This is a genomic window from Variovorax sp. GW821-FHT10C12 (assembly GCF_059415405.1).
This window is the reverse complement of sequence record NZ_JBWKNE010000001.1, coordinates 426,495-445,499: the sequence shown is the minus strand read 5'-3', so window position 1 is coordinate 445,499 and position 19,005 is coordinate 426,495. Positions and strand designations below refer to the sequence as shown.

18 protein-coding genes are annotated in these 19,005 nt (G+C 69.3%); 5 read left to right on the top strand and 13 right to left on the bottom strand.

All coding sequences use genetic code 11. The features are described from left to right. The first annotated feature begins 3 nt into the window (after nt 1-3). Nucleotides 4-1,101 carry an agmatine deiminase family protein gene (locus AC07OH_RS02145; protein WP_495299407.1) on the top strand — a complete coding sequence of 366 codons (1,098 nt, stop codon included), beginning with the start codon at nt 4-6 and terminating at the stop codon, nt 1,099-1,101. A gap of 10 nt (nt 1,102-1,111) precedes the next feature. Here AC07OH_RS02145 and AC07OH_RS02140 read toward each other — a convergent pair whose 3' ends face one another. Both AC07OH_RS02140 and AC07OH_RS02135 read right to left on the bottom strand, forming a co-directional pair. Next, nucleotides 1,112-1,759: a response regulator gene (locus tag AC07OH_RS02140; RefSeq protein WP_495299406.1), complete on the bottom strand. Its 648-nt coding sequence runs from the start codon at nt 1,757-1,759 to the stop codon at nt 1,112-1,114. A 78-nt stretch (nt 1,760-1,837) separates the two neighbouring features. Further along, nucleotides 1,838-2,338 (bottom strand): hypothetical protein, encoded by a 501-nt coding sequence (locus AC07OH_RS02135; RefSeq protein ID WP_495299405.1) that lies wholly within the window; start codon nt 2,336-2,338, stop codon nt 1,838-1,840. 229 nt (nt 2,339-2,567) lie between these two features. Between AC07OH_RS02135 and AC07OH_RS02130 the strand changes: the two genes are divergently transcribed. Continuing rightward, the gene (locus AC07OH_RS02130) at nt 2,568-4,229 is read left to right on the top strand and encodes a GMC family oxidoreductase (RefSeq protein ID WP_495299404.1); all 1,662 of its coding nucleotides are present in this window, start codon (nt 2,568-2,570) and stop codon (nt 4,227-4,229) included. Here the strand turns inward: AC07OH_RS02130 and AC07OH_RS02125 are convergent. From AC07OH_RS02125 to AC07OH_RS02090, 8 genes are read right to left on the bottom strand one after another with little or no spacing between them, the layout of a single operon-like run. Further along, nucleotides 4,195-5,223, bottom strand: a complete 1,029-nt coding sequence (locus tag AC07OH_RS02125) for a LacI family DNA-binding transcriptional regulator (protein WP_062474737.1) — start codon at nt 5,221-5,223, stop codon at nt 4,195-4,197. The genes AC07OH_RS02130 and AC07OH_RS02125 overlap by 35 nt on opposite strands. Nucleotide 5,224: 1 nt before the next feature. Next, nucleotides 5,225-6,202 (bottom strand): 2-hydroxyacid dehydrogenase, encoded by a 978-nt coding sequence (locus AC07OH_RS02120; protein ID WP_495299403.1) that lies wholly within the window; start codon nt 6,200-6,202, stop codon nt 5,225-5,227. Further along, entirely contained in the window at nt 6,202-7,155 is a 954-nt protein-coding gene (locus AC07OH_RS02115) for a sugar kinase (RefSeq protein WP_495299402.1), read from the bottom strand. Before AC07OH_RS02115 ends, AC07OH_RS02120 begins: the two co-directional genes overlap by 1 nt. A gap of 10 nt (nt 7,156-7,165) precedes the next feature. Beyond that, a complete protein-coding gene (locus AC07OH_RS02110; RefSeq protein WP_495299401.1) occupies nt 7,166-7,909 on the bottom strand; it encodes a sugar phosphate isomerase/epimerase family protein in 744 nt (247 codons plus the stop codon). Continuing rightward, the gene (locus AC07OH_RS02105; protein ID WP_056583293.1) at nt 7,909-8,664 is read right to left on the bottom strand and encodes an amino acid ABC transporter ATP-binding protein; all 756 of its coding nucleotides are present in this window, start codon (nt 8,662-8,664) and stop codon (nt 7,909-7,911) included. Before AC07OH_RS02105 ends, AC07OH_RS02110 begins: the two co-directional genes overlap by 1 nt. Nucleotides 8,665-8,696: 32 nt before the next feature. After that, complete coding sequence (locus tag AC07OH_RS02100; protein ID WP_307694136.1) at nt 8,697-9,494, bottom strand: transporter substrate-binding domain-containing protein; 798 nt, start codon at nt 9,492-9,494, stop codon at nt 8,697-8,699. Nucleotides 9,495-9,550: 56 nt separating this feature from the next. After that, nucleotides 9,551-10,204 carry an amino acid ABC transporter permease gene (locus AC07OH_RS02095; protein WP_495299400.1) on the bottom strand — a complete coding sequence of 218 codons (654 nt, stop codon included), beginning with the start codon at nt 10,202-10,204 and terminating at the stop codon, nt 9,551-9,553. 27 nt (nt 10,205-10,231) lie between these two features. Next, the gene (locus tag AC07OH_RS02090; protein ID WP_056583288.1) at nt 10,232-10,903 is read right to left on the bottom strand and encodes an amino acid ABC transporter permease; all 672 of its coding nucleotides are present in this window, start codon (nt 10,901-10,903) and stop codon (nt 10,232-10,234) included. Between the two features lie 135 nt (nt 10,904-11,038). Between AC07OH_RS02090 and AC07OH_RS02085 the strand changes: the two genes are divergently transcribed. After that, nucleotides 11,039-12,736, top strand: a complete 1,698-nt coding sequence (locus tag AC07OH_RS02085; RefSeq protein WP_495299399.1) for a hypothetical protein — start codon at nt 11,039-11,041, stop codon at nt 12,734-12,736. A gap of 282 nt (nt 12,737-13,018) precedes the next feature. On the opposite strand, the gene AC07OH_RS02080 is transcribed toward AC07OH_RS02085, so the two are convergent. Further along, nucleotides 13,019-13,555, bottom strand: a complete 537-nt coding sequence (locus tag AC07OH_RS02080; RefSeq protein ID WP_495299398.1) for a cysteine hydrolase family protein — start codon at nt 13,553-13,555, stop codon at nt 13,019-13,021. A gap of 153 nt (nt 13,556-13,708) precedes the next feature. On the opposite strand from AC07OH_RS02080, the gene AC07OH_RS02075 reads away from it, so the two are divergent. Next, nucleotides 13,709-14,836: an MBL fold metallo-hydrolase gene (locus AC07OH_RS02075; protein WP_495299397.1), complete on the top strand. Its 1,128-nt coding sequence runs from the start codon at nt 13,709-13,711 to the stop codon at nt 14,834-14,836. Nucleotides 14,837-15,412: 576 nt separating this feature from the next. Next, nucleotides 15,413-16,360 (top strand): ABC transporter substrate-binding protein, encoded by a 948-nt coding sequence (locus AC07OH_RS02070; RefSeq protein WP_495299396.1) that lies wholly within the window; start codon nt 15,413-15,415, stop codon nt 16,358-16,360. Nucleotides 16,361-16,370: 10 nt separating this feature from the next. Here the strand turns inward: AC07OH_RS02070 and AC07OH_RS02065 are convergent, their stop codons facing one another. Together AC07OH_RS02065 and parC are read right to left on the bottom strand one after the other, a co-directional pair. Then, nucleotides 16,371-16,568, bottom strand: a complete 198-nt coding sequence (locus tag AC07OH_RS02065) for a hypothetical protein (protein ID WP_225617000.1) — start codon at nt 16,566-16,568, stop codon at nt 16,371-16,373. Beyond that, nucleotides 16,568-18,964 (bottom strand): DNA topoisomerase IV subunit A, encoded by a 2,397-nt coding sequence (gene parC / locus AC07OH_RS02060; RefSeq protein ID WP_495299395.1) that lies wholly within the window; start codon nt 18,962-18,964, stop codon nt 16,568-16,570. The genes AC07OH_RS02065 and parC overlap by 1 nt, the downstream gene beginning before the upstream one ends. Nucleotides 18,965-19,005 lie beyond the last annotated feature (41 nt).

Below are 19,005 nucleotides of genomic sequence, written 5' to 3'. Positions count from 1 at the left end.
GACATGCACCTTCCCCTGACCCGCCGCCGCCTGCTGCACGGCATGGGCCTGGCCCCGCTGGCCTGGGCCACGTCGTCCCTCGCCACCGCCGCGGCGCCCGACACCTGGCACATGCCCGACGAGGGCGATGCCCACCGCGCCACCTGGATGTCCTTCGGCCCTAGCGAACGCGTCTGGGGGCGGCGCCTGCTGAAGCCGGCGCGCGAACACCTGGCGCAGATCGCCCGCACCATCGCCGCCTTCGAGCCCGTGCACCTGCTGGTGCGCGAACAGGAGCACGAGCTGGCGGCGCGCCTGTGCGGCAACCGCGTGACGCTCGAGGTGCAGCCGGTGGACGACCTCTGGATGCGCGACACCGGCCCCGTGTTCGTGCGCAACGGCGCGGGCGAATGGGCCGGCGTCGATTTCAACTTCAACGGCTGGGGCAACAAGCAATCGCATGCGCGCGATGCCGAGGTGGCCGAGTACGTGACCGACGCCGCCGAAGTGCAGCGCCTGCGCACGCGGCTCGTGCTCGAAGGCGGCGGCATCGAGGTCGACGGCGCGGGCACGGCCATCATCACCGAGAGCTGCGTGCTCAACGCCAACCGCAACCCGGGCCTGCGCAAGGAGGCCTGCGAAGCCGAGTTGAAGCGCCTGCTGGGCCTGCGCAAGATCATCTGGCTGCCCGGCATCGCGGGCCGCGACATCACCGACGGCCACACCGATTTCTATGCGCGCTTTGCCGCGCCGGGCGTGGTGGTCGCGGGCCTGGACGACGACCCCGATTCCTACGACCACGCCGTGACCCGGCGCCACCTGGAGATCCTGCGCCAGGCCACCGATGCACGCGGGCAGCGCCTGCGCGTGGAAGTGCTGCGCGGCCCGGAGACGGTGCGCAGCACCTACGAGTCGGACGAGTTCGCGGCGGGCTACATCAACTTCTACGTCTGCAACGGCGCCGTCATTGCGCCGCAGTTCGGCGATGCGCGCGCCGACGGCAACGCCCGTGCGCTGCTGCGCGAGCTGTTCCCCAGGCGGGAGGTGGTGCAGCTCGACATCGACGCGATTGCCGCGGGCGGCGGCGGCATCCACTGCACGACGCAGCAGCAGCCGCGCTGATGCGTTGGCCCTAGCGCGGGCGACCGAGCATCCCCGCGCGCCGCGCCGCGATCACGGCTTGCGTGCGGCTGGTCACGCCGAGCGCGCCGAAGATCGCCGAGATGTGCGCCTTGATCGTCTTCTCGCTGGTGGTCAGGCGCAGCGCGATCTCGGCGTTGCGCAGCCCTTCGCACAGCAGCTGCAGCACCTCGGCCTGCCGCGCCGTGAGCGTGCTCAGCACGTCGGTGGGCGTCGACAGCACGGGCAGCGACGCACCGCCCGCCGGCGAGGCCTGCACCACGTTCTGCTCGCCCGCCATGACGCGGCGCAGCGCGTCCATGAGCTGCTGGCTGTCGGCGGACTTGTGCACGAAGCCCTGCGCGCCGGCGTCGAGCGCGGTGTCGATGTCCTGCGGGTCTTCGGAGGCCGACAGCACCAGGATGCGCAGGCCGCCGCGCCGCCGGTGCAGCTCGGCCAGCAGCGCCGCGCCGCCGAGGTCGGGCAGGTAGTAGTCGGTCATCACCGCGTCGAGCCGGGGCAAGGTGGCGAGCGCCTCGAGCGCTTCGGCGCCGTTGCGGGCCGTGGCGACGGTCATCGTCGGCTCGGCTTCGCGCAGCGCGAGGAACAGGCCTTCGCGAAACATCGCGTGGTCGTCGATCAACAGGATGGTGGCGGGCATCCTTCGATTCTGGCGGCAACCGACGTCGAACCCCATGGTTCCCCGTGGGTGCCGGAGAAAACCCGCCGGGTATCGCCCTCAGCGGTCGGCAGGCGGACGGCGCGCCGCCGCCGTGCGCGAGCCCGGCCGGGGCGACATGCGCGATGCCGCGCGACGGTGGCGCAGCACGCGCGACCCTCGGCGCCCTTGCAGTGCCGACGGCGGTGTCTGCCGGTGGGCCTCGAAGCGCGCTTCCTTCTGCTTCAGGTAGTGCATGAGCACGTGCGACACCATGTTGAGCCCGATGGTGCCGAACGCCGCCGGAAAGATGTACAGCGCGATCGACAGCTCCGACGAGAAGACGACGTCGTCCGCCAGCGAGGGCGTGGCCTGCGCCAGCCGCGCCAGTGCGCGCAGCAGGAAGATGTCCGCGCCCGCCAGCGCGATCAGCAGCAGGCCGAAGGCCAGCACGGTGGTCTTGGAGAACTCGCGCCGCACGAACAGCGTGACGAAGATCGCGGCGGGCAGCACCAGCGAGCACAGCACCAGCGCCCAGAAGCGGACCTCGGTGAATATCGTCGCGTCTGAAAGCAGATGCATGGGCAGAGCGTTGAGGGCGGGCGGCGGGTCGGCCGCTCCGAAGGCGCATTGGGCCACGGGCGGCGCGTTGCAATTTGTCCGCTGGGTGAAGCCGCAGTAAAGCCCCGGGGTGCGCTCACGGCAGGGGAAACCCGCTGGGCCCGACCCCGGGGACGCTGGCCACAATGCCGGTGCGCGCATCGGCGCTTCCGCGCCCCCCAACATCCAACGACAAGAAGGACCAGATGCCATGGCGGAATTCGACTACGTGATCGTGGGCGGCGGCTCGGGCGGCGCCACACTGGCCTCGCGCCTGAGCGAGGACCCGTCGGTGACGGTCTGCCTCATCGAGGCCGGCGGCGACGGACGCGGCATCCTCGTGCGGGCGCCGGCCGCCGTGGTGGCGATGCTGCCGGGCCGTCCGCGCATCAACAACTACGCCTACCAGACCGTGCCGCAGCCCGGCCTCAACGGGCGGCGCGGCTACCAGCCGCGCGGGCGCTGCCTGGGCGGCTCCAGCGCGATCAACGCCATGCTCTACGTGCGCGGCCACCGCGAGGACTACGACGACTGGGCACGTTCAGGTTGCGCTGGCTGGAGTTTCGACGAGGTGCTGCCCCACTTCCTGCGCGCCGAAGGCAACCAGCGCGGCGCCAGCGCGCTGCACGGCGCCGACGGCCCGCTGCAGGTGTCGGAGCAGCAAAGCCCGCGCGCCATCAGCGAGGCCTTCGTGCGCGCCGCCGCCGAGTGCGGCATTGCGCGCAACGACGACTTCAACGGTCCCGAGCAGGAAGGCGCGGGGCTCTACCAGGTGACGCAGTTCCACGGCGGCGCGAAGAACGGCGAGCGCTGCTCGGCCGCCGCGGCCTACCTGCACCCGGTGATGGACCAGCGCCCCAACCTCTCCGTGATGACCGGCACGCAGGCCCTGCGCGTGGTGCTCGAAGACCGGCGCGCGGTCGGCGTCGAGGTGCGGCGCGGCGGCAACGTCGAAACCATTCGCGCGCGCCGCGAGGTGGCGCTGTGCGGCGGCGCCTTCAACTCGCCACAGCTGCTGATGCTCTCGGGCATCGGCGACCCCGACGAACTCGCGCGCCACGGCATCGAAGTGCGGCACGCGCTGCGTGGCGTGGGGCAGAACCTGCAGGACCACTGCGACTTCATCGTCGCCTACAAGTCCAAGCAGACCGACATGTTCGGCATCGGCCCGGTCGGCGTGCTGCACCTGCTGAAGGCCATCAACCAGTGGCGCCGCGACGGCACGGGCCTGGTCGCCACGCCGTTCGCGGAAGGCGGCGCCTTCATCAAGTCGTCGCCCGAATTGCGCCGGCCCGACCTGCAGCTGCACTTCGTGATCGCGATCACCGACGACCATGCGCGCAAGCTGCACGCGGGCTTCGGCTTCTCGTGCCATGTGTGCGTGCTGCGCCCCAAGGGCCGGGGCGACGTGCGGCTGAACGACGCCAGCCCCGACTCGGCGCCGCGCCTCGACCCGCGCTTCCTGGCCGACCCGGAAGACATGGCGCTGCTGCTGCAGGGCGTGAAGAAGACGCGCGAGATCATGCGCGCGCCCGCGCTCGAAAAATACCGCCACCGCGAGGTCTACACCGCCGACGCCCACACCGACGCGCAGCTCGAAGAGCACATCCGCGCGCGCGCCGACACCATCTACCACCCCGTGGGCACCTGCAAGATGGGCGTGGATGCGATGGCGGTGGTCGACCCGCAATTGCGCGTGCACGGCATCGCGGGCCTGCGCGTGGTCGATGCCTCGGTGATGCCGACGCTGATCGGCGGCAACACCAACGCGCCGACGATCATGATCGCGGAGCGCGCGGCCGGCTGGATGCGCGGGCCGGCCTCCTTCGCGGCATCCGCTACGGCAGTGCCGTCGATGAGCCTCGCACCATGAGTTCGCCCGGCAGCAGCAGCTGACGCGGCGCTGCGTCGAGCCCACGCAGGCGCTCGATGAGGCAGGTGGCCGCCGCCCGGCCGATCTCGTCGGTGGGCTGCGCCACGGTGCTCAGGCCCGGCCCGATCAGCGAGGCCCATTCGGGATCGTCGAAGCCCACGAAGCCCAGGTCGGCGCCGAAGCGCCAGTCGAGCCGCGCCATGGCCTGCGCCACGCGCAGCGTGACCACGGCATTGCCCGCGACCACCGCCGCGCGGCGGCCACGTTTGGCCCGCTGGCGCAGCGCGCGCAAGGCCTCGTCGAGCGCGTCGTTCTCGCCCTCGACCGATTCGAAGACCTCGCCCGCCACGCGCGGCTCGTGCGCGGCCACGCAGGCCCCGAAGGCGGCCGTGCGCTCGCGCCGCGAGCTCACGCCCTTCTGCGGCTCGGTGACGTACAGCAGCTCGCGGTAACCGCCCTCGACCAGGTGGCCGCAGGTGTCGCGCATCGCCGCGTGGTTGTCGAGCGAGACGAAGTCGGTGTGCATGCCCGTGTGCCGGCGGTCGACCAGCACGGCCGGCTTGCCGTGCAGCGTGACCGCATCGACCACGTTGCTGCCGCGCCCCAGCGTGTTGAGGATGAAGCCGTCGACCTGGTAGCCCGCGAGCGCATTGATGGCCTCGCGCTCGCGTTCGCTCTCGTTGCCGAGGTTGAACAGCATCACGAGGTAGCCGGCGTCCTGGCAGGCCTTCTCGGCGCCGCGCAGCACGGCCACCGAGTACGGGTTGGTGATGTCAGCCACGATCAGGCCGATGAGCCGCGAGCGGCCGTGGCTCAGCGCCTGCGCCATCGGGCTGGGCGAGTACGCCAGCTTGGCGATGGCAGCCTCGACGCGCGCGGCGATGTCCGGGCTCAACAACCGCTCGCGGTGGTTCAGGAAGCGCGAGACGGTGGCCTTGGAGACGCCCGCGGCTTCGGCGACGTCGGCGATGGTGGCGCGGCCTGTGGGCTTCATGTCAGGCGGCGGTGTCGTAGGGGGCCGTGGGCTTCTGGCCGGCCAGCACCTGCAGCAGGTTGGTCGTGGCCAGCTCGGCCATCGCGTGGCGCGTCTCGTGCGTGGCCGAGCCGATGTGCGGCAGCGGCGTGACGCGCGGGTGCGTGCGCAGCGGCGAGTCGGCCGGCAGCGGCTCCTTCGCGAACACGTCGAGGCCGGCGGCGCGCAAGGTGCCGTGGTCCAGCGCGTCGAGCAGCGCGGCTTCGTTCACGGTGGCGCCACGGCCGCCGTTGATGAACGACGCGCCCGGCTTCATGCGCGCGAAGAACGCGGCGTCGATCATGCCGCGCGTGGCGTCGGTCAGCGGCAGCATCGCCAGCACGATGTCGGCGCGCGCAAGCAGGTCGTCCAGCGGCGTGTGCGTGGCGCGGCCCTGCAGCTCGGACGCCTGCGCGGCCAGGTCGACCGGACGGCGCGCGTGGTAGAGCACCGGCATCCCGAAGCCCAGCGCGGCGCGGCGCGCCACGGCCTGGCCGATGCGGCCAAAGCCGAGGATGCCCAGCGTCTTGCCGTGCACGTCGGTGCCGAAGAGTTCCTCGCCGATGTTCTTCGTCCAGCGGCCTTCGCGCACCATCGTCGACAGCTCGACCACGCGGCGCTGCGTGGCCATGAGGATCGCGAACACCGTGTCGGCCACCGTCTCGGTGAGCACGTCGGGCGTGTGGCACAGCAGGATGCCGCGGCGGTGCAGTTCGGCCAGCGGGTAGTTGTCGACGCCGACCGACACGCTCGAAATCACCTCGAGCTGCGGCGCCGCATCGAGCAGCGCGGCATCGACCGGATGGCTGGAGCCGATCAGGCCGTGCGCGGTGGCGAGCGCGGCCGCAAAGGCCTCGGGCTCCTTGCGCGGATCGGCCACGGTGACGTGATGCGCGGCCTGCAGGCGCGCGAGCTGGTCGTCGGGCAGCGGCCGGAACACCAGCACGTTCTTGGTCGTCATCACAGTCCCGCTTCTTCGAGTTGCGCCCGCGTCGGCAGGCCTTCGGTGTCGCCGAGCACCTGCACGGCGCGCGCGCCGATCCAGGCGCCGCGGCGCACCGCGTCGGGCACGCTGCGGCCTTCAAGCAACGCGCTCACCACGCCGGCCGCAAAGCCGTCGCCCGCGCCCACGGTGTCGATCACTTCCTTCACCGGGAAGCCGTCGACGTGGCCGGTGCCGGCCAGGTCGCTGTCGTAGTAGGCGCCGGCCGCGCCGAGCTTGACGACGACCAGCTTCGCACCGCGCTCGCGGTAGAACTTCGCCACGTCTTCGGGCTTGTCGTGGCCCGTGAGCAGCAGGCCCTCTTCGATGCCGGGCAGCACCCAATCGGCGCGCGAGGCGAGCTCGTTCACCCAGTGGCGCATGGTCTCGGTGGACGACCACAGCGTGGGCCGCAGGTTGGTGTCGAACGAGATGGTGCGGCCTGCGGCGCGCATCACGTCCATCGACTTGAGCGCGGCCTGCAGGCTGGTCTCGGAGATGGCGGCGAACACGCCGGTGGCATGCAGGTGGCGCGCCGAGCGCAGCCAGGCTTCGTCGACATCGGCCGGGCCCATGTGGCTGGCGGCCGAGCCCTTGCGGTGGTATTCGATCGGCGGGTCGCTGCCGTCGGTGACGCGGCCCTTGAACTGGAAGCCGGTGCGCTGCGTCGCGTCGGTGATCACGTGCGAGCAGTCGATGCCTTCGGCGCGCATCGCGGCCAGCAGCGCGCGGCCCATGGAGTCGGTGCCCAGGCGGCTGGCCCAGCCGACCTTCAGGCCCAGGCGCGACAGGCCGATGGCCACGTTGGTCTCGGCACCGGCGGTGCGCTTGTGGAAGGACTGGGCGTCTTCCAGCGGGCCGGGCCGGTCGGCCACGAGCAGCAGCATGGCTTCGCCGAACAGCGCGACGTCGAAGGCGGTGGGTTGCGTCATGTGTGTGTTCCTACGCCCGTGCGGCGCGGATGAAGTCGATCTGCGTGCGGGTGACGGCCAGCAGGTCGTCGCCCACGAGCGGGTATTCGATGGCGTGCGGCACGTCGGCCGGCAGTGCGCGAAGCACCGCGCGCCACGGCGCGACCGAGTCGCCCAGCGGCACCGCCACCCACTTGTGCGGCAGGCGCTGCGCGCCCTTGCAATGCACGTAGCGCACGCGGTGGCCGAGCGCCTGCGCGGCCTGCAGCGGGCACTCGCCGAGCCAGTGCCAGTTGCCCACGTCGAAGGTCATTCCGAGCGGCACGCCGGCGCGGTCAGCCACGTCGAAGAAGGTCTGCAGCGCGGCCAGCGTGCCGGCGCGCACGGTCTGGTCGTTCTCGATCAGCAGCTCGACGCGCGTTTCGGCCAGCGCCACCTTCAGGCCCCAGAGCGAGCCGTGCGACGAAGCCTGGAAGTCGCCGATGGACATCTTGAGCCGCCTGGCGCCCACGCGCGTGGCGGCGGCGATGCCGCGTTGCAGCGCGGCACTGTCGAGCCAGCCGCCTTCGGCCCACAGGCCCTCGGGGCTGGAGTACACGGAAGCAAGACCGTTGAGCGCAGGCAGTTCCGCATCGGCGTCGCGCAGCATTTCGCCGCGCACTTCCACCGAATCGGCACCGGCCGCGCGCGAGAGTTGCGAGCACCAGAGCTGGCCGTGCCGCCCCACCTCGGCCGCACCGAAGGACGACAGAGAAATCAGGACTTCGAAGGCCATCAGTGGGCTTGGTGCGAGCTGAGGATTTGCCCGAGGAACTGCCGCGTGCGCTCGTCCTTGGGGTTGCCGAAGAACTCCTGCGGCGGTGCCTGCTCGACGATCTTGCCGTCGGCCATGAAGATCACACGGTCGGCCACACTGCGGGCAAAGCCCATTTCGTGCGTCACGCACAGCATGGTCATGCCGTCTTCGGCCAGGCCGATCATGGTGTCGAGCACTTCCTTGACCATCTCGGGGTCGAGCGCGGAGGTGGGCTCGTCGAACAGCATGATCTTGGGCGACATGCACAGCGCGCGCGCAATGGCCACGCGCTGCTGCTGGCCGCCCGAGAGCTGGCTCGGGTACTTCTTGGCCTGCTCGGGAATGCGCACGCGCGTGAGGTACTTCATGGCCACCTCTTCCGCCTGCGCCTTGGTCATGCCGCGCGAGCGCATCGGCGCCAGCGTGCAGTTCTCCAGGATGGTGAGGTGCGGGAACAGGTTGAACTGCTGGAACACCATGCCGACTTCGGCACGCACCGCATCGACGTTCTTGCCACCGGCCGTGAGGTCGATGCCGTCGACCACGATGCGGCCCTTTTGCACCGTCTCGAGCCGGTTGATGCAGCGGATGAGCGTCGATTTGCCCGAGCCCGAGGGCCCGCAGATCACGATGCGCTCGCCCTGGCGCACCGACAGGTCGATGCCGGTCAACACCTGGAATTCACCGTACCACTTGTTGACCGCTTCCATGCGGATGATCGATTCCGTCGTCATGCCAGGATTCCTTCTTCTTCAGCCGCGGGGGCTCACTGCATCTTGGGCAGGTCGGCCTGCAGCCACTTTTGATAGAGCTTGTTCAGCTCGCCGTTGGCGGTGTTCTTCTGCACGAAGGCGTTCACGGCCTTGGTGAGTTCTTCCTGGCCCGGGCGCATCGCGATGCCCATCGATTGCTGCACCAGCGTGAACTTGTTTTCGAAGGTGTTGGCCGGCACGCGCTTGGCGATCTGCGCCGCGACGGTGACCGAGCAGCCGATCGCATCGACCTGGCCCGAGATCAGCGCCTGCATGGCCGAGGCGTCATCGTCGAAGCGACGGATTTCGGTGCCTTCCGGTGCGGCCTTGGTCACGGCCACGTCTTGCGTCGATGCGCGGGCCACGCCCACGCGCAGGCCCTTCAGGTCGCCTGCTGCCTTGATGGAGGTCTTGGTCGCGCCGTACAGCACGATGGTCGCGGCCGCGTAGGGCTGCGAGAACTGCACCTGCTTGGCGCGCTCGGGCGTCACGGCCAGCGAAGCCACCAGCAGGTCGACCTTGTTGGTCAACAGGAACGGAATGCGGTTCGGGCCCGTGACCGGCACGATGTTGGCCTTGACGCCCCAGTCCTTGGCCAGCAGCTTGGCCACGTCGGCGTCGTAGCCGTCGGGCTGGTTCTTGGCGTCGGTGGTGCCGTAGGGCGGGAAGTCGACCAGCATGCCGATGGTGATCTCGCCCTTCTTCTTGATGTCGGCCATGCTTTGTGCCGAAGCGAAGGGAGCGAACACGGTCAGCGCGGCGCCGAGGCCCAGGGCTGCGATGGCAGCGCGGCGGGTGGTGGTAACGGTCATTGGATGTGTCTCCTGAAGAAAGAAAGGAAGCGACGAGAAAGGAAAAGCGAAAAGGGTCAACGTGCGAGCGCCTGGGCGCGCTTGCGCTCCATGCGCGCCGCCAGCAGCGACAGCGGCCAGCAGATCACGAAGTAGATGGCGGCCACCACCGAGAACACGATGAGCGGCTGGAAGGTGGCGTTGTTGACGATCTGTCCGGCGCGCGTGACCTCGACGAAACCGATGATGGCCGCGAGCGACGTGCCCTTGATGATCTGCACCAGGTAGCCCACCGTGGGCGCCAGCGCGATCTTGAAAGCCTGCGGCAGCACCACGTCGCGCATGCGCGCCACGTAGTGCAGGTTCAGCGCCTGCGCCGCCTCCCACTGGCCGCGCGGAATGGCCTGGATGCAGCCGCGCCAGATTTCGCCCAGGAAGGCCGCGCTGTTCAGGACCAGCGCCACGCCCGCGGCCACCCACGGGTTGATGTCCAGCCCCAGCACCGGCGCGCCGAAGAACACCAGGAACAGCTGCAGCAGCAGCGGCGTGCCCTGGAAGATCTGGATGAAGGTGGTCGACACGGCGCGCGCCCACGTCGATTCCGACGTGCGCATGAGCGCGATGAGCAGCCCCAGGACGGCGCCGCCCACGAAGGCGATGGCCGACAGCGCCAGCGTCCACTGGGCCGCTTCGAGGATGAAAAGGAATTCGGGAAAACCGAAGGTGCGCATGGTGTGTGCTCCGTCCGTCGTGGTCAGTTACCGGCGGTCCGGATAGTTGAGCGTGCGCTTGTAGATCAGCTTGAACATGGCCGAGAAGGCCAGCGCCAGCGCGAGGTAGATGCCGGCCACGACGATGTAGATCTCGAAGCTGCGGAAGGTCTGCGACTGCAGGTTGGCGGCCACCGAGGTCAGGTCGTCGGCCGAGATGACCGACACCACGGCCGAACTCAGCATCAGCAAGATGAACTGGCTCGTGAGCGCCGGGTAGATCGCCTTCAGCGCGGGCTTGATGATCACGAAGCGGAAGATTTCCCAGGGCTTGAGGTTGAGCGCGCGGCCCGCCTCGATCTGGCCCTTGGGAATTGACTCGATGCCCGCGCGGATGATCTCCGTGGCGTAGGCGCCCAGGTTCACCACCATCGCCACCAGCGCGGCCGTTTGCGGCGACCAGCGCAGGCCGATGGCCGGCAGCGCGAAGAAGAAGAAAAACAGCTGCACGAGGAACGGCGTGTTGCGGATCACCTCGATGTAGGCATTGACGATGAAGCGCAGCCAGCCCGGCCCCGAGGTCTTGCCCCAGGCACAGAAGATGGCCACCACCAGCCCCAGCAGGGTGGCGGTGAGCGAGAGCTGCACCGTGATCCACGTGCCCTTGAGCAGCAGCGGCCAGGCGGCAAAGACGGCGTCGAATTGGAACTGGTAGTTCATGGCGGAGCGTGCACGGCCAGGCCGTGCGCAGACCCTGAAAGGAATGCTTGCAGCTTAAATGAAACCGGTTTCAGACCTAGCTAGGGATTCCCCTAGGTGGGCGTTTTGACTCACCCGCCTGCCTACACTGGCGCGATGCCGAACCCCCACGCGGACCCCACTTCTTCCCCGGCAGGCACCCCGGCCACCGGCCCCGTCGTGCAGCATTTCCGGCAGGCGCTGCTTTGGCCCTTGCGCCTCGTGCCGGCGCCTGGCGCGGCGCCCACGCACCACGGCCCCTGGCACGTGCTGCGCGACCTGGGCGAGGCCTCGCCCTGGCGCGAGGAAGTCGACGAGTACACCGGCGACAGCGGCCGCTTCCACGAGCGCCACTACAACGAGTTCGTGAGCTTCCTGCCCTACGTGCAGCGCTTCCTGTACGGCGAAGGCCGATCGCGCGGCAGCACCAGCGACGGCACAGGCAGCGACGGTGATTCGCCGATGCGCGTGTTCCGCCGCCGCGACATCGCGTCCGTGCGGCTGGTGGCGCACCCCGGCGAGGCGCCCATCACCCTCGACGTGATTCACTGCGACCTGTACTTCTTCTTCGACATCGACGTGGTGCTGCTCAACCTCGAGGTCGGCACCGACCACCTGAGCCTGGCGCAGGCGCAGGACATCCTCTACCGCTTCGGCCGCGCCTACCCTTCGGGCTGGGAGCCCGACGGCGCCGCCCTGCACTGCATGGCCAGCGTCGAGTGGCTGGACGCCGACGGCCGCGTGCTCGCCGCCTCCGACGCGCAGCAGCGCGACGCCTTCCTGTCGCACGTGGCCCAGCACCGCGCGCCGCGCATCGCCGCGCACTGGGCCTACCTGATGCAGCCGCTGGTGAGCGACCATTCGGACGACCCCGGTGTGCTGCGCTACCGCCAGATCGAGTACTACCGCATGCCGGTGATGGCGTACCTGTCGATGGACGATCCGCGCCGCCTCACGCGCGACGACTTCGTGCGGCTCGCGCTCGTCACCGGCGCGGGCGGCGCCGACGCCCACCTGCCCTATGCCGAGCACCACCTGGCCGACTTCGAGCACAAGTACTGCTACGACCGCTTCTGGGTGAACGCGGGCGCGGCGCCCAACACGCGCTACCTGTGCAACGGCCACGCCCTCATCGTGGTGGGCGACGCGCGCTCCGAGTTCTTCTGCTGCCGCGACCGCGGCGTGCTCGCGCAGTTCAGGCACCAGCACTTCCTGCTGTTCCTCATCGCGCATTTCCAGAAGGCTTCGTTGCTCATGTTCTCGGACCAGCTGGTGGAAGCGCTGAAGAAGCTCGACATCCGCAGCACGCCGAGCGTGAAGCAGTTCAAGCGCGCCATCCGCGCGAGCTTCGAGCGCTTTTTGCGCTTCACGCACCGCTACTGGTTCCACGAGATCTCGGAGCAGGCGCAGGTGCGCGCGCTCTCGCACATGTGCGCCGCGCACCTCGGGCTCGACCCGCTGTACGACGAGGTCAAGGCGCGCATCGCCGACATGAACACCTACCTCGATGCCGACAGCCTGCGCCGGCAGGCCAGCACCGTCGTGCGGCTCACGGTGGTCACGCTGTTCGGCCTCATCGGCACCGTCACCACCGGCTTCCTCGGCATGAACCTGCTGGCCGAAGCCGATGCGCCGCTGTGGCGCAAGGCGATCTGGTTCGGCGTGGTGTTCGTGCTCACCACCTGGCTCACGATCTACACGATGGTGAAGTCGCAGCGGCTGTCGGACTTCATCGATGCGCTGTCGAATGACAAGCTGAGTTTCAGGGGCAAGCTGGCTGCGCTCGCGCGGGTGTGGCGGGCGGGGGCGGACTGAGGGTCTGGTTCAGGGCGACGCTCACGCCGACGGGGTACCTTGCTCCGCGAATGTCCTCCGGCCTGCGGCCTCCCTCTTGATTTCGCTGCGCAAGGCACCCCATCGACGTGAGCGTTGGGCAGTGCAGTCGTTGATCGGCGAGCACCAGCAGCGCGTCCAGTGCGCAGGACACTGGGTGCTTCCCGCAGCGAAATCAAGGAGGAGGCCGCAGGCCGGGGGACATTCGCGGAGGGAAGTACCCGGTGGCCTGTGCACGCGCCCTGAAGGCCGTCCCCAACCCGATCAATCGCCGAAAACAACGTCCGCGCTGTCGATCGCGCGGATCGGCACGCCGAAGCTCGTTATGTCCGACAGCGTCGCGTTGTGGTGCGTGCGGATGAAGGCGCCCTTGGCATGCGGCTTGTCGTGCGAGGTGTGGGCGTCGGCCGCCAGCACCACCTCGTAGCCCAGCGCGGCGGCGCGGCGCACGGTGGTGTCCACGCAGAACTCCGACGAATAGCCGCAGACCACCACGCGCCGCACGCCCTGCCCCGACAGCCAGGCTTCGAGCGGCGTGCGCAGGAACGCGTCGGGCGTGGTCTTGCGCAGGCGCGCGTCCGCCGGCACCACCTGCAAGGCATCGGCCAGCTGCCAGCGTTCGGAATCGAATTCCAGATCGATGGCGTTCTCGTGCTGGACGAAGGCCACCGGCACGCCGGCCGCGCGGGCCCGTGCCGTGAGCGCGTTGATGCGCCCGATGACCGCTTCGGCCTCGTACGGCCGGGGCGGATCGTCGCAAAGGCCGCGCTGCATGTCGATGACGAGGATGGCAGTTTTCATGGCGATGAAAGGCTGTGGACGTGGATCGCCGGAGTATGCCGCCGGCCCGCGCATTGCCCCCGCCCGCCGAATGTTTCTGTCGCTGAAACCATTGAAAAGCCAACTCCCGCTAGTCTCGCGCCTCAAGACCAACACACACGCAGAGGGCTTCCCATGGCTGACGAATCGGATTCGCAAGGCGCTTATTTACCCCGGCTGCTGCGCCGCAGCGCGGTGCTCGCCACGGCCGGCTGCGCGTTCGTGGCCGGCTGCAGCAGCGCCGGCGGCGGGGAAACGCGCTACGACAACTCGCCGCAGTTCAAGGGCGGCGTGTTCCAGAACATGCCCAACCCCGAGCTGCAGCCCGCCGCCAGCACCTGGCGCATCTGGTCGCGCTTCATCGTCGGCAGCAAGGTCGACACCGTGCCGGTCGACCCCATTCCGGTGCGCGCCCTGACGCCCCAGGCGCTCGACGCGCTCGCGGCCGACGCCAACCATGTGGTGCGCCTGGGCCACTCGTCGCACCTGCTGAAGCTCAAGGGCAAGTACTGGCTCATCGACCCCGTGTTCAGCGAGCGCGTCTCGCCCTTCACGTGGGTCGGGCCGAAGCGCTTTCACAAGCCGCCGATCCAGCTGGAGCAGCTGCCGCCGATCGAGGCCGTGATCCTCTCGCACGACCACTACGACCACCTCGACGTCGCCACCATCGAGTACCTGGCCACGCGCGTGCAGCGCTACTTCGTGCCGCTGGGCGTGCGCGCCCGGCTGATCGACATGGGCGTGCCCGCCGAGCGCGTGACCGAGCTCGACTGGTGGCAAGGCGGCGAGCATGCGGGCGTGAAGCTCACCGCCACGCCCGCGCAGCATTTCTCGGGCCGCGCGGTCACGCTGACCGACCGCGACCGCACGCTGTGGGCCTCGTGGGTGGTGCAAAGCGGCGACCAGCGCATCTTCTACAGCGGCGACTCGGGCTACTTCCCCGGCTTCAAGCAGATCGGCGAACGCTTCGGCGGCTTCGACCTCGCGCTGATGGAAAACGGCGCCTCCGACGCCTACTGGCCCGGCGTGCACATGACGCCCGAGCAGAGCGTGCAAGCCTTCGAAGACCTGCGCGGCAAGGTGCTCTATTCGGTGCACAACAGCACCTTCGACCTGGCCTTCCACACCTGGCACGACCCGCTGGACCGCATCGCCGACCTGGCGCAGGCCAAGAAGATCGACCTGGCCACGCCGGTGATCGGCGAGGTGCTCACGGTGGGCCAGGCGCGCACCAATGTGCGTTGGTGGGCCGGGCTGAAGTGAGGAGCGCACCGTTCACGCGGCGGTGTGCGTATCAAATGTTGCGCGCCACTTTTGGAAGGTTTACAGACAGTTAACCAGCGGCCGGTTCAATCGCCGTGTCGCCGCGACGAATCCCTCACCGGACGCCGATCGCGGACGACATCGTCATCTGCAAGGCAGCAGCCACAGGGAGCAAGGTGATCACAAGAAGACCCGGCAAGAAAGGAGGCGGCATCCCCGCCATCTCGACACGCGCCCCAAGGCGCCGCCTGGCGCGTATCGCCAGGGGTTTCGCCGCGGGGCGCGTGCTGGCATCGATCGCGGGCCACAGGGGCAAAGCGAAGGGGGCGCCCCCCATGCGCCGCACATCGGCCTGAGCGTCAGCGACCTGGGCAACCCCTTCTGCCTCCAGGTCTGACGCTGCTGCCGCCCACGCTGCCTACCCGCGACAACATCGGCACCTACCGGGGCTGGTAGGTCCGTCCATTCACTCGCGCTTGCCGCCGCAGATCGCGGATGCGAGGCGGTGCGGAACATGTCATCATCCCCACCCCTTCACCGGCCCCCTCTCGCAACGAGGCCCTCGCACCCATGCCCATGAAACGTCCCTGGCGCACCTGGCTGCTGGCCCTCCTCCTCGCCGCAGGCCCCGCGGGCAGCGCGCTCGCGACACATGCCAACCATGGCAAGGGCCCGCACGTCGGCGTGCTCGTGAGCGACCTGCGCAACCCCTTCTTTGCCTACATCGCGCGCGCGGTGGAAAGCACGCTGGCCGAAGACAGTCGCGGCGCAGCGCACATCACGGTCGTGTCCAGCGGGTTCGATCCGCAGCGGCAGGACGAGCAGCTCAAGGAAATGATCCGCCAGCGCGTGCAGCTGGTGATCGTGACACCGGTCGATTCGACCAGCCTGCACGCCCGCGTCGCGGAGGCGCGCGCCTCCGGCATCAAGGTGGTGGCGGTCGATGCGCTCGTGCAGGGCGCGGACGCGGCCGTGGTGACGGACAGCCGCGCGGCCGGCAAGCTCTCCTGCGAACACCTGGTGCGCAGGCTCGGCGGCAAAGGCGAAGTGGCGATCATCGACGGTCCGCCGAACACGGCCGCAGTGGGCCGCGTCGGCGGTTGTCGCGAAGCACTGAACGCCGCACCCGGCGTGCGCGTCGTGCCGATGGCATTGAACGGCGGCGCCACCAAGGACGGCGGCGTGGAACAGATGACGCGACTGCTCGCCCTGCACCCCCGGCTGGCCGGGGTGTTCGCCATCAACGACCTGTGCGGTATCGGCGCGGAACTGGCGGCCCAGGTCGCTGGGCGGCGCGACATCGTCATCACGGCGATGGACGGTTCGCCCGAGGTGGCGCAACGGCTGCAAGACCCGACCACGTTGATCGCCGGCAGCGCGACGCAATCACCCACCTTGATGGGCCGACGGGCCGCGCAGATCGGGATGAAGCTCCTGAAGGGCCAGCACCCCCAGCAGCGCGTGCTGCTGTTGCCGTCGAAGCTCGTGACGCGCGAGAACGTCGGCGGCTACGACGGCTGGTGAGGCCGCCCGCTTATTTGCCTTCCTGCTCGCGCCGCTCGCGCGCGCGCCGCACCTGGCGCGTCTCGTTGGCCTGCGCGATGGCGCGGTCCTTCGCGCGCCGCTTGCCCTGGCGCTTCTCGCGCATGCGGCGCCCCAGGATGTAGCTGCCGAAGCCCGTGACCACGGCGAGGATCACGCCGAGGATGCTGATGTCGATGCCGCCCAGCATCAGAGCACCCGCACGACGCTCGCCGGCGTGAACCCGAGGTCGGCCACCTTGCCCTTGCGCCCGCGGGTCCCCATCGCGTTGTTGAGCGAGCGGATCTCCAGCGTTTCCTCGCGCTCCTTGCCGCCGCGGGCGACGCCTTCGATCCGCACGCAGCGCGTGTAGGCCACCGCGCCGGCCAGCGTGTCCTTGGCCTCCAGGTCGATCAGCGTCAGGCCGCGACCGCCCTTGGGCAGGCTCTTGAGCTCGGTGATGTCGAAGGTCAGGATGCGCTTGCCGCTCGAGGCGCAGGCCACGTGCGTGGCGGCCGGCATCGGCTCGGCGCCGCTCGCGCCGCCCACCAGCGACGGACGGCACAGCTGCTCGCCCTCACCCACGTCGATGAAGGCCTTGCCGCCGCGCTGGCGCGACATCATGTTCTCGACGGTGGCCATGAAGCCGTAGCCGCCCGTGTTGGCGAGCAGCACGCAGGCGCCCACCGGGCCCGCGAAGAAGTGCGTGACGTGCGTGCCGGCATCGAGTTCGATGAGCGTGGTGACGGGCTGGCCGTCGCCGCGCGCGCCGGGCAGCGAGGCCACGGGCACGGTGTACACGCGCACGCTCTTGTCCTTCGCGCTGCCGAAAACCAGCAGCGTGTCGACGCTGCGGCATTCGAAGGCGCCGTAGAGCGTGTCGCCCGACTTGAAGCTGTACTCGGGTGCGGTGCCGCCATTGCCTGCAGCCTTCTCGCTGGCCCAGCCCTTCTGCGCGCGCACCCAGCCCTTCTGCGACACGATCACGGTGACGGGCTCGTCGACCACCTTCACCTCGGCCACGGCGCGCTTCTCGGCCTGGATGAGCGTGCGGCGCGGGTCTTCGAAGGTCTTGGCGTCGGCTTCGATTTCCTTCACCAGCAGGCGGCGCAGCGCGGCCGGGCTGGAGAGGATGTCTTCGAGTTTTTTCTGCTCGTCGCGCAGGCCGGCCAGCTCCTGTTCGATCTTGATGGCTTCGAGCCGCGCGAGTTGGCGCAGCCGGATTTCAAGGATGTCCTCGGCCTGCCGGTCGCTGAGGTTGAAGCGCGCAATGAGCGCCGCCTTCGGGTCTTCCGCCGCGCGGATGATGGCAATGACCTCGTCGATGTTCAGCAGCACCAGCTGCCGGCCTTCGAGGATGTGGATGCGGTCCTGCACCTTGCCCAGGCGATGGCGCGAGCGCTTCTCGACGGTGATCTCGCGGAACGCGATCCACTCGTTGAGCATCTGGCGCAGCGACTTCTGCGTGGGCTTGCCGTCGATGCCGACCATCGTGAGGTTGATCGACGACGAGGTTTCGAGCGAGGTCTGCGCCAGCAGCGTGGTCGCGAACTCGTCCTGGCTGATGCGCGAGGTCTTGGGCTCGAACACCAGGCGCACGGCGGCGTCCTTGCTCGACTCGTCGCGCACCACGTCGAGCATCGACAGCATCGCTGCCTTCAGCTGGGTCTGGTCGGCACTCAGCGCCTTCTTGCCGGCCTTGACCTTCGGGTTGGTGATTTCCTCGATCTCTTCGAGCACCTTCTGCGTGCTGACGCCGGGCGGCAGTTCGTTGACCACGAGCTGCCACTGGCCGCGCGCGAGGTCTTCGATCGTCCAGCGCGCGCGCACCTTGAGCGAGCCGCGGCCGGTGCGGTACGCATCGGCGATGTCGCTGGCGCCGCTGATGATCTGCGCGCCGCCCGGGTAGTCGGGGCCGGGCACGATCGCCAGCAGTTCCTCTTCGCTGAGCTTGCCGTTCGACTTGATCAGCGCCACGCAGGCGTCGGCAATTTCGCGCAGGTTGTGGCTCGGGATTTCGGTGGCCAGGCCCACGGCGATGCCGCTGGCGCCATTGAGCAGCGTGAACGGCAGCCGCGCGGGCAAGAGGCGCGGCTCTTCGGTGCTGCCGTCGTAGTTGGGAATGAAGTCGACCGTGCCTTCGTCGATCTCGTCGAGCAGCAGGCTGGTGATGCGCGCCAGGCGCGCTTCGGTGTAGCGCATGGCCGCGGCGCCGTCGCCGTCGCGGCTGCCGAAGTTGCCCTGGCCGTCGACCAGCGGATAGCGCTGCGAAAAATCTTGCGCCATGCGCACCAGCGCGTCGTACGCGGCCTGGTCGCTGTGCGGGTGGAAGCGGCCGAGCACGTCACCGACGACGCGCGCGCTCTTCACGGGCTTGGCGCCCACGGTGCCGTTGGTGCCGCCAAAGCCCAGGCCCATGCGCGACATCGAGTAGAGGATGCGCCGCTGCACCGGCTTCTGGCCGTCGGACACATCGGGCAGCGCGCGGCCCTTGACCACGCTCAGGGCGTATTCGAGGTAGGCGGTCTGCGCGTAGTCGGCCAGCGTGAGGGTGGTGTCGCCGTCGGTGGGGCCTGCAAGGTCGAGCGGAGGTTGAGAGTCGTCCATGAAGAAGAGAGAAAGAAAACAGTTGCGTGGGGCTGCGTGCG

Coding starts and splice junctions, on each gene's coding strand:
- AC07OH_RS02145 (WP_495299407.1), top strand. CDS start 4: ATGCACCTTCCCCTGACCCGCCGCCGCCTGCTGCACGGCATGGGCCTG.
- AC07OH_RS02140 (WP_495299406.1), bottom strand. CDS start 1,759: ATGCCCGCCACCATCCTGTTGATCGACGACCACGCGATGTTTCGCGAA.
- AC07OH_RS02135 (WP_495299405.1), bottom strand. CDS start 2,338: ATGCATCTGCTTTCAGACGCGACGATATTCACCGAGGTCCGCTTCTGG.
- AC07OH_RS02130 (WP_495299404.1), top strand. CDS start 2,568: ATGGCGGAATTCGACTACGTGATCGTGGGCGGCGGCTCGGGCGGCGCC.
- AC07OH_RS02125 (WP_062474737.1), bottom strand. CDS start 5,223: ATGAAGCCCACAGGCCGCGCCACCATCGCCGACGTCGCCGAAGCCGCG.
- AC07OH_RS02120 (WP_495299403.1), bottom strand. CDS start 6,202: ATGACGACCAAGAACGTGCTGGTGTTCCGGCCGCTGCCCGACGACCAG.
- AC07OH_RS02115 (WP_495299402.1), bottom strand. CDS start 7,155: ATGACGCAACCCACCGCCTTCGACGTCGCGCTGTTCGGCGAAGCCATG.
- AC07OH_RS02110 (WP_495299401.1), bottom strand. CDS start 7,909: ATGGCCTTCGAAGTCCTGATTTCTCTGTCGTCCTTCGGTGCGGCCGAG.
- AC07OH_RS02105 (WP_056583293.1), bottom strand. CDS start 8,664: ATGACGACGGAATCGATCATCCGCATGGAAGCGGTCAACAAGTGGTAC.
- AC07OH_RS02100 (WP_307694136.1), bottom strand. CDS start 9,494: ATGACCGTTACCACCACCCGCCGCGCTGCCATCGCAGCCCTGGGCCTC.
- AC07OH_RS02095 (WP_495299400.1), bottom strand. CDS start 10,204: ATGCGCACCTTCGGTTTTCCCGAATTCCTTTTCATCCTCGAAGCGGCC.
- AC07OH_RS02090 (WP_056583288.1), bottom strand. CDS start 10,903: ATGAACTACCAGTTCCAATTCGACGCCGTCTTTGCCGCCTGGCCGCTG.
- AC07OH_RS02085 (WP_495299399.1), top strand. CDS start 11,039: ATGCCGAACCCCCACGCGGACCCCACTTCTTCCCCGGCAGGCACCCCG.
- AC07OH_RS02080 (WP_495299398.1), bottom strand. CDS start 13,555: ATGAAAACTGCCATCCTCGTCATCGACATGCAGCGCGGCCTTTGCGAC.
- AC07OH_RS02075 (WP_495299397.1), top strand. CDS start 13,709: ATGGCTGACGAATCGGATTCGCAAGGCGCTTATTTACCCCGGCTGCTG.
- AC07OH_RS02070 (WP_495299396.1), top strand. CDS start 15,413: ATGAAACGTCCCTGGCGCACCTGGCTGCTGGCCCTCCTCCTCGCCGCA.
- AC07OH_RS02065 (WP_225617000.1), bottom strand. CDS start 16,568: ATGCTGGGCGGCATCGACATCAGCATCCTCGGCGTGATCCTCGCCGTG.
- parC (WP_495299395.1), bottom strand. CDS start 18,964: ATGGACGACTCTCAACCTCCGCTCGACCTTGCAGGCCCCACCGACGGC.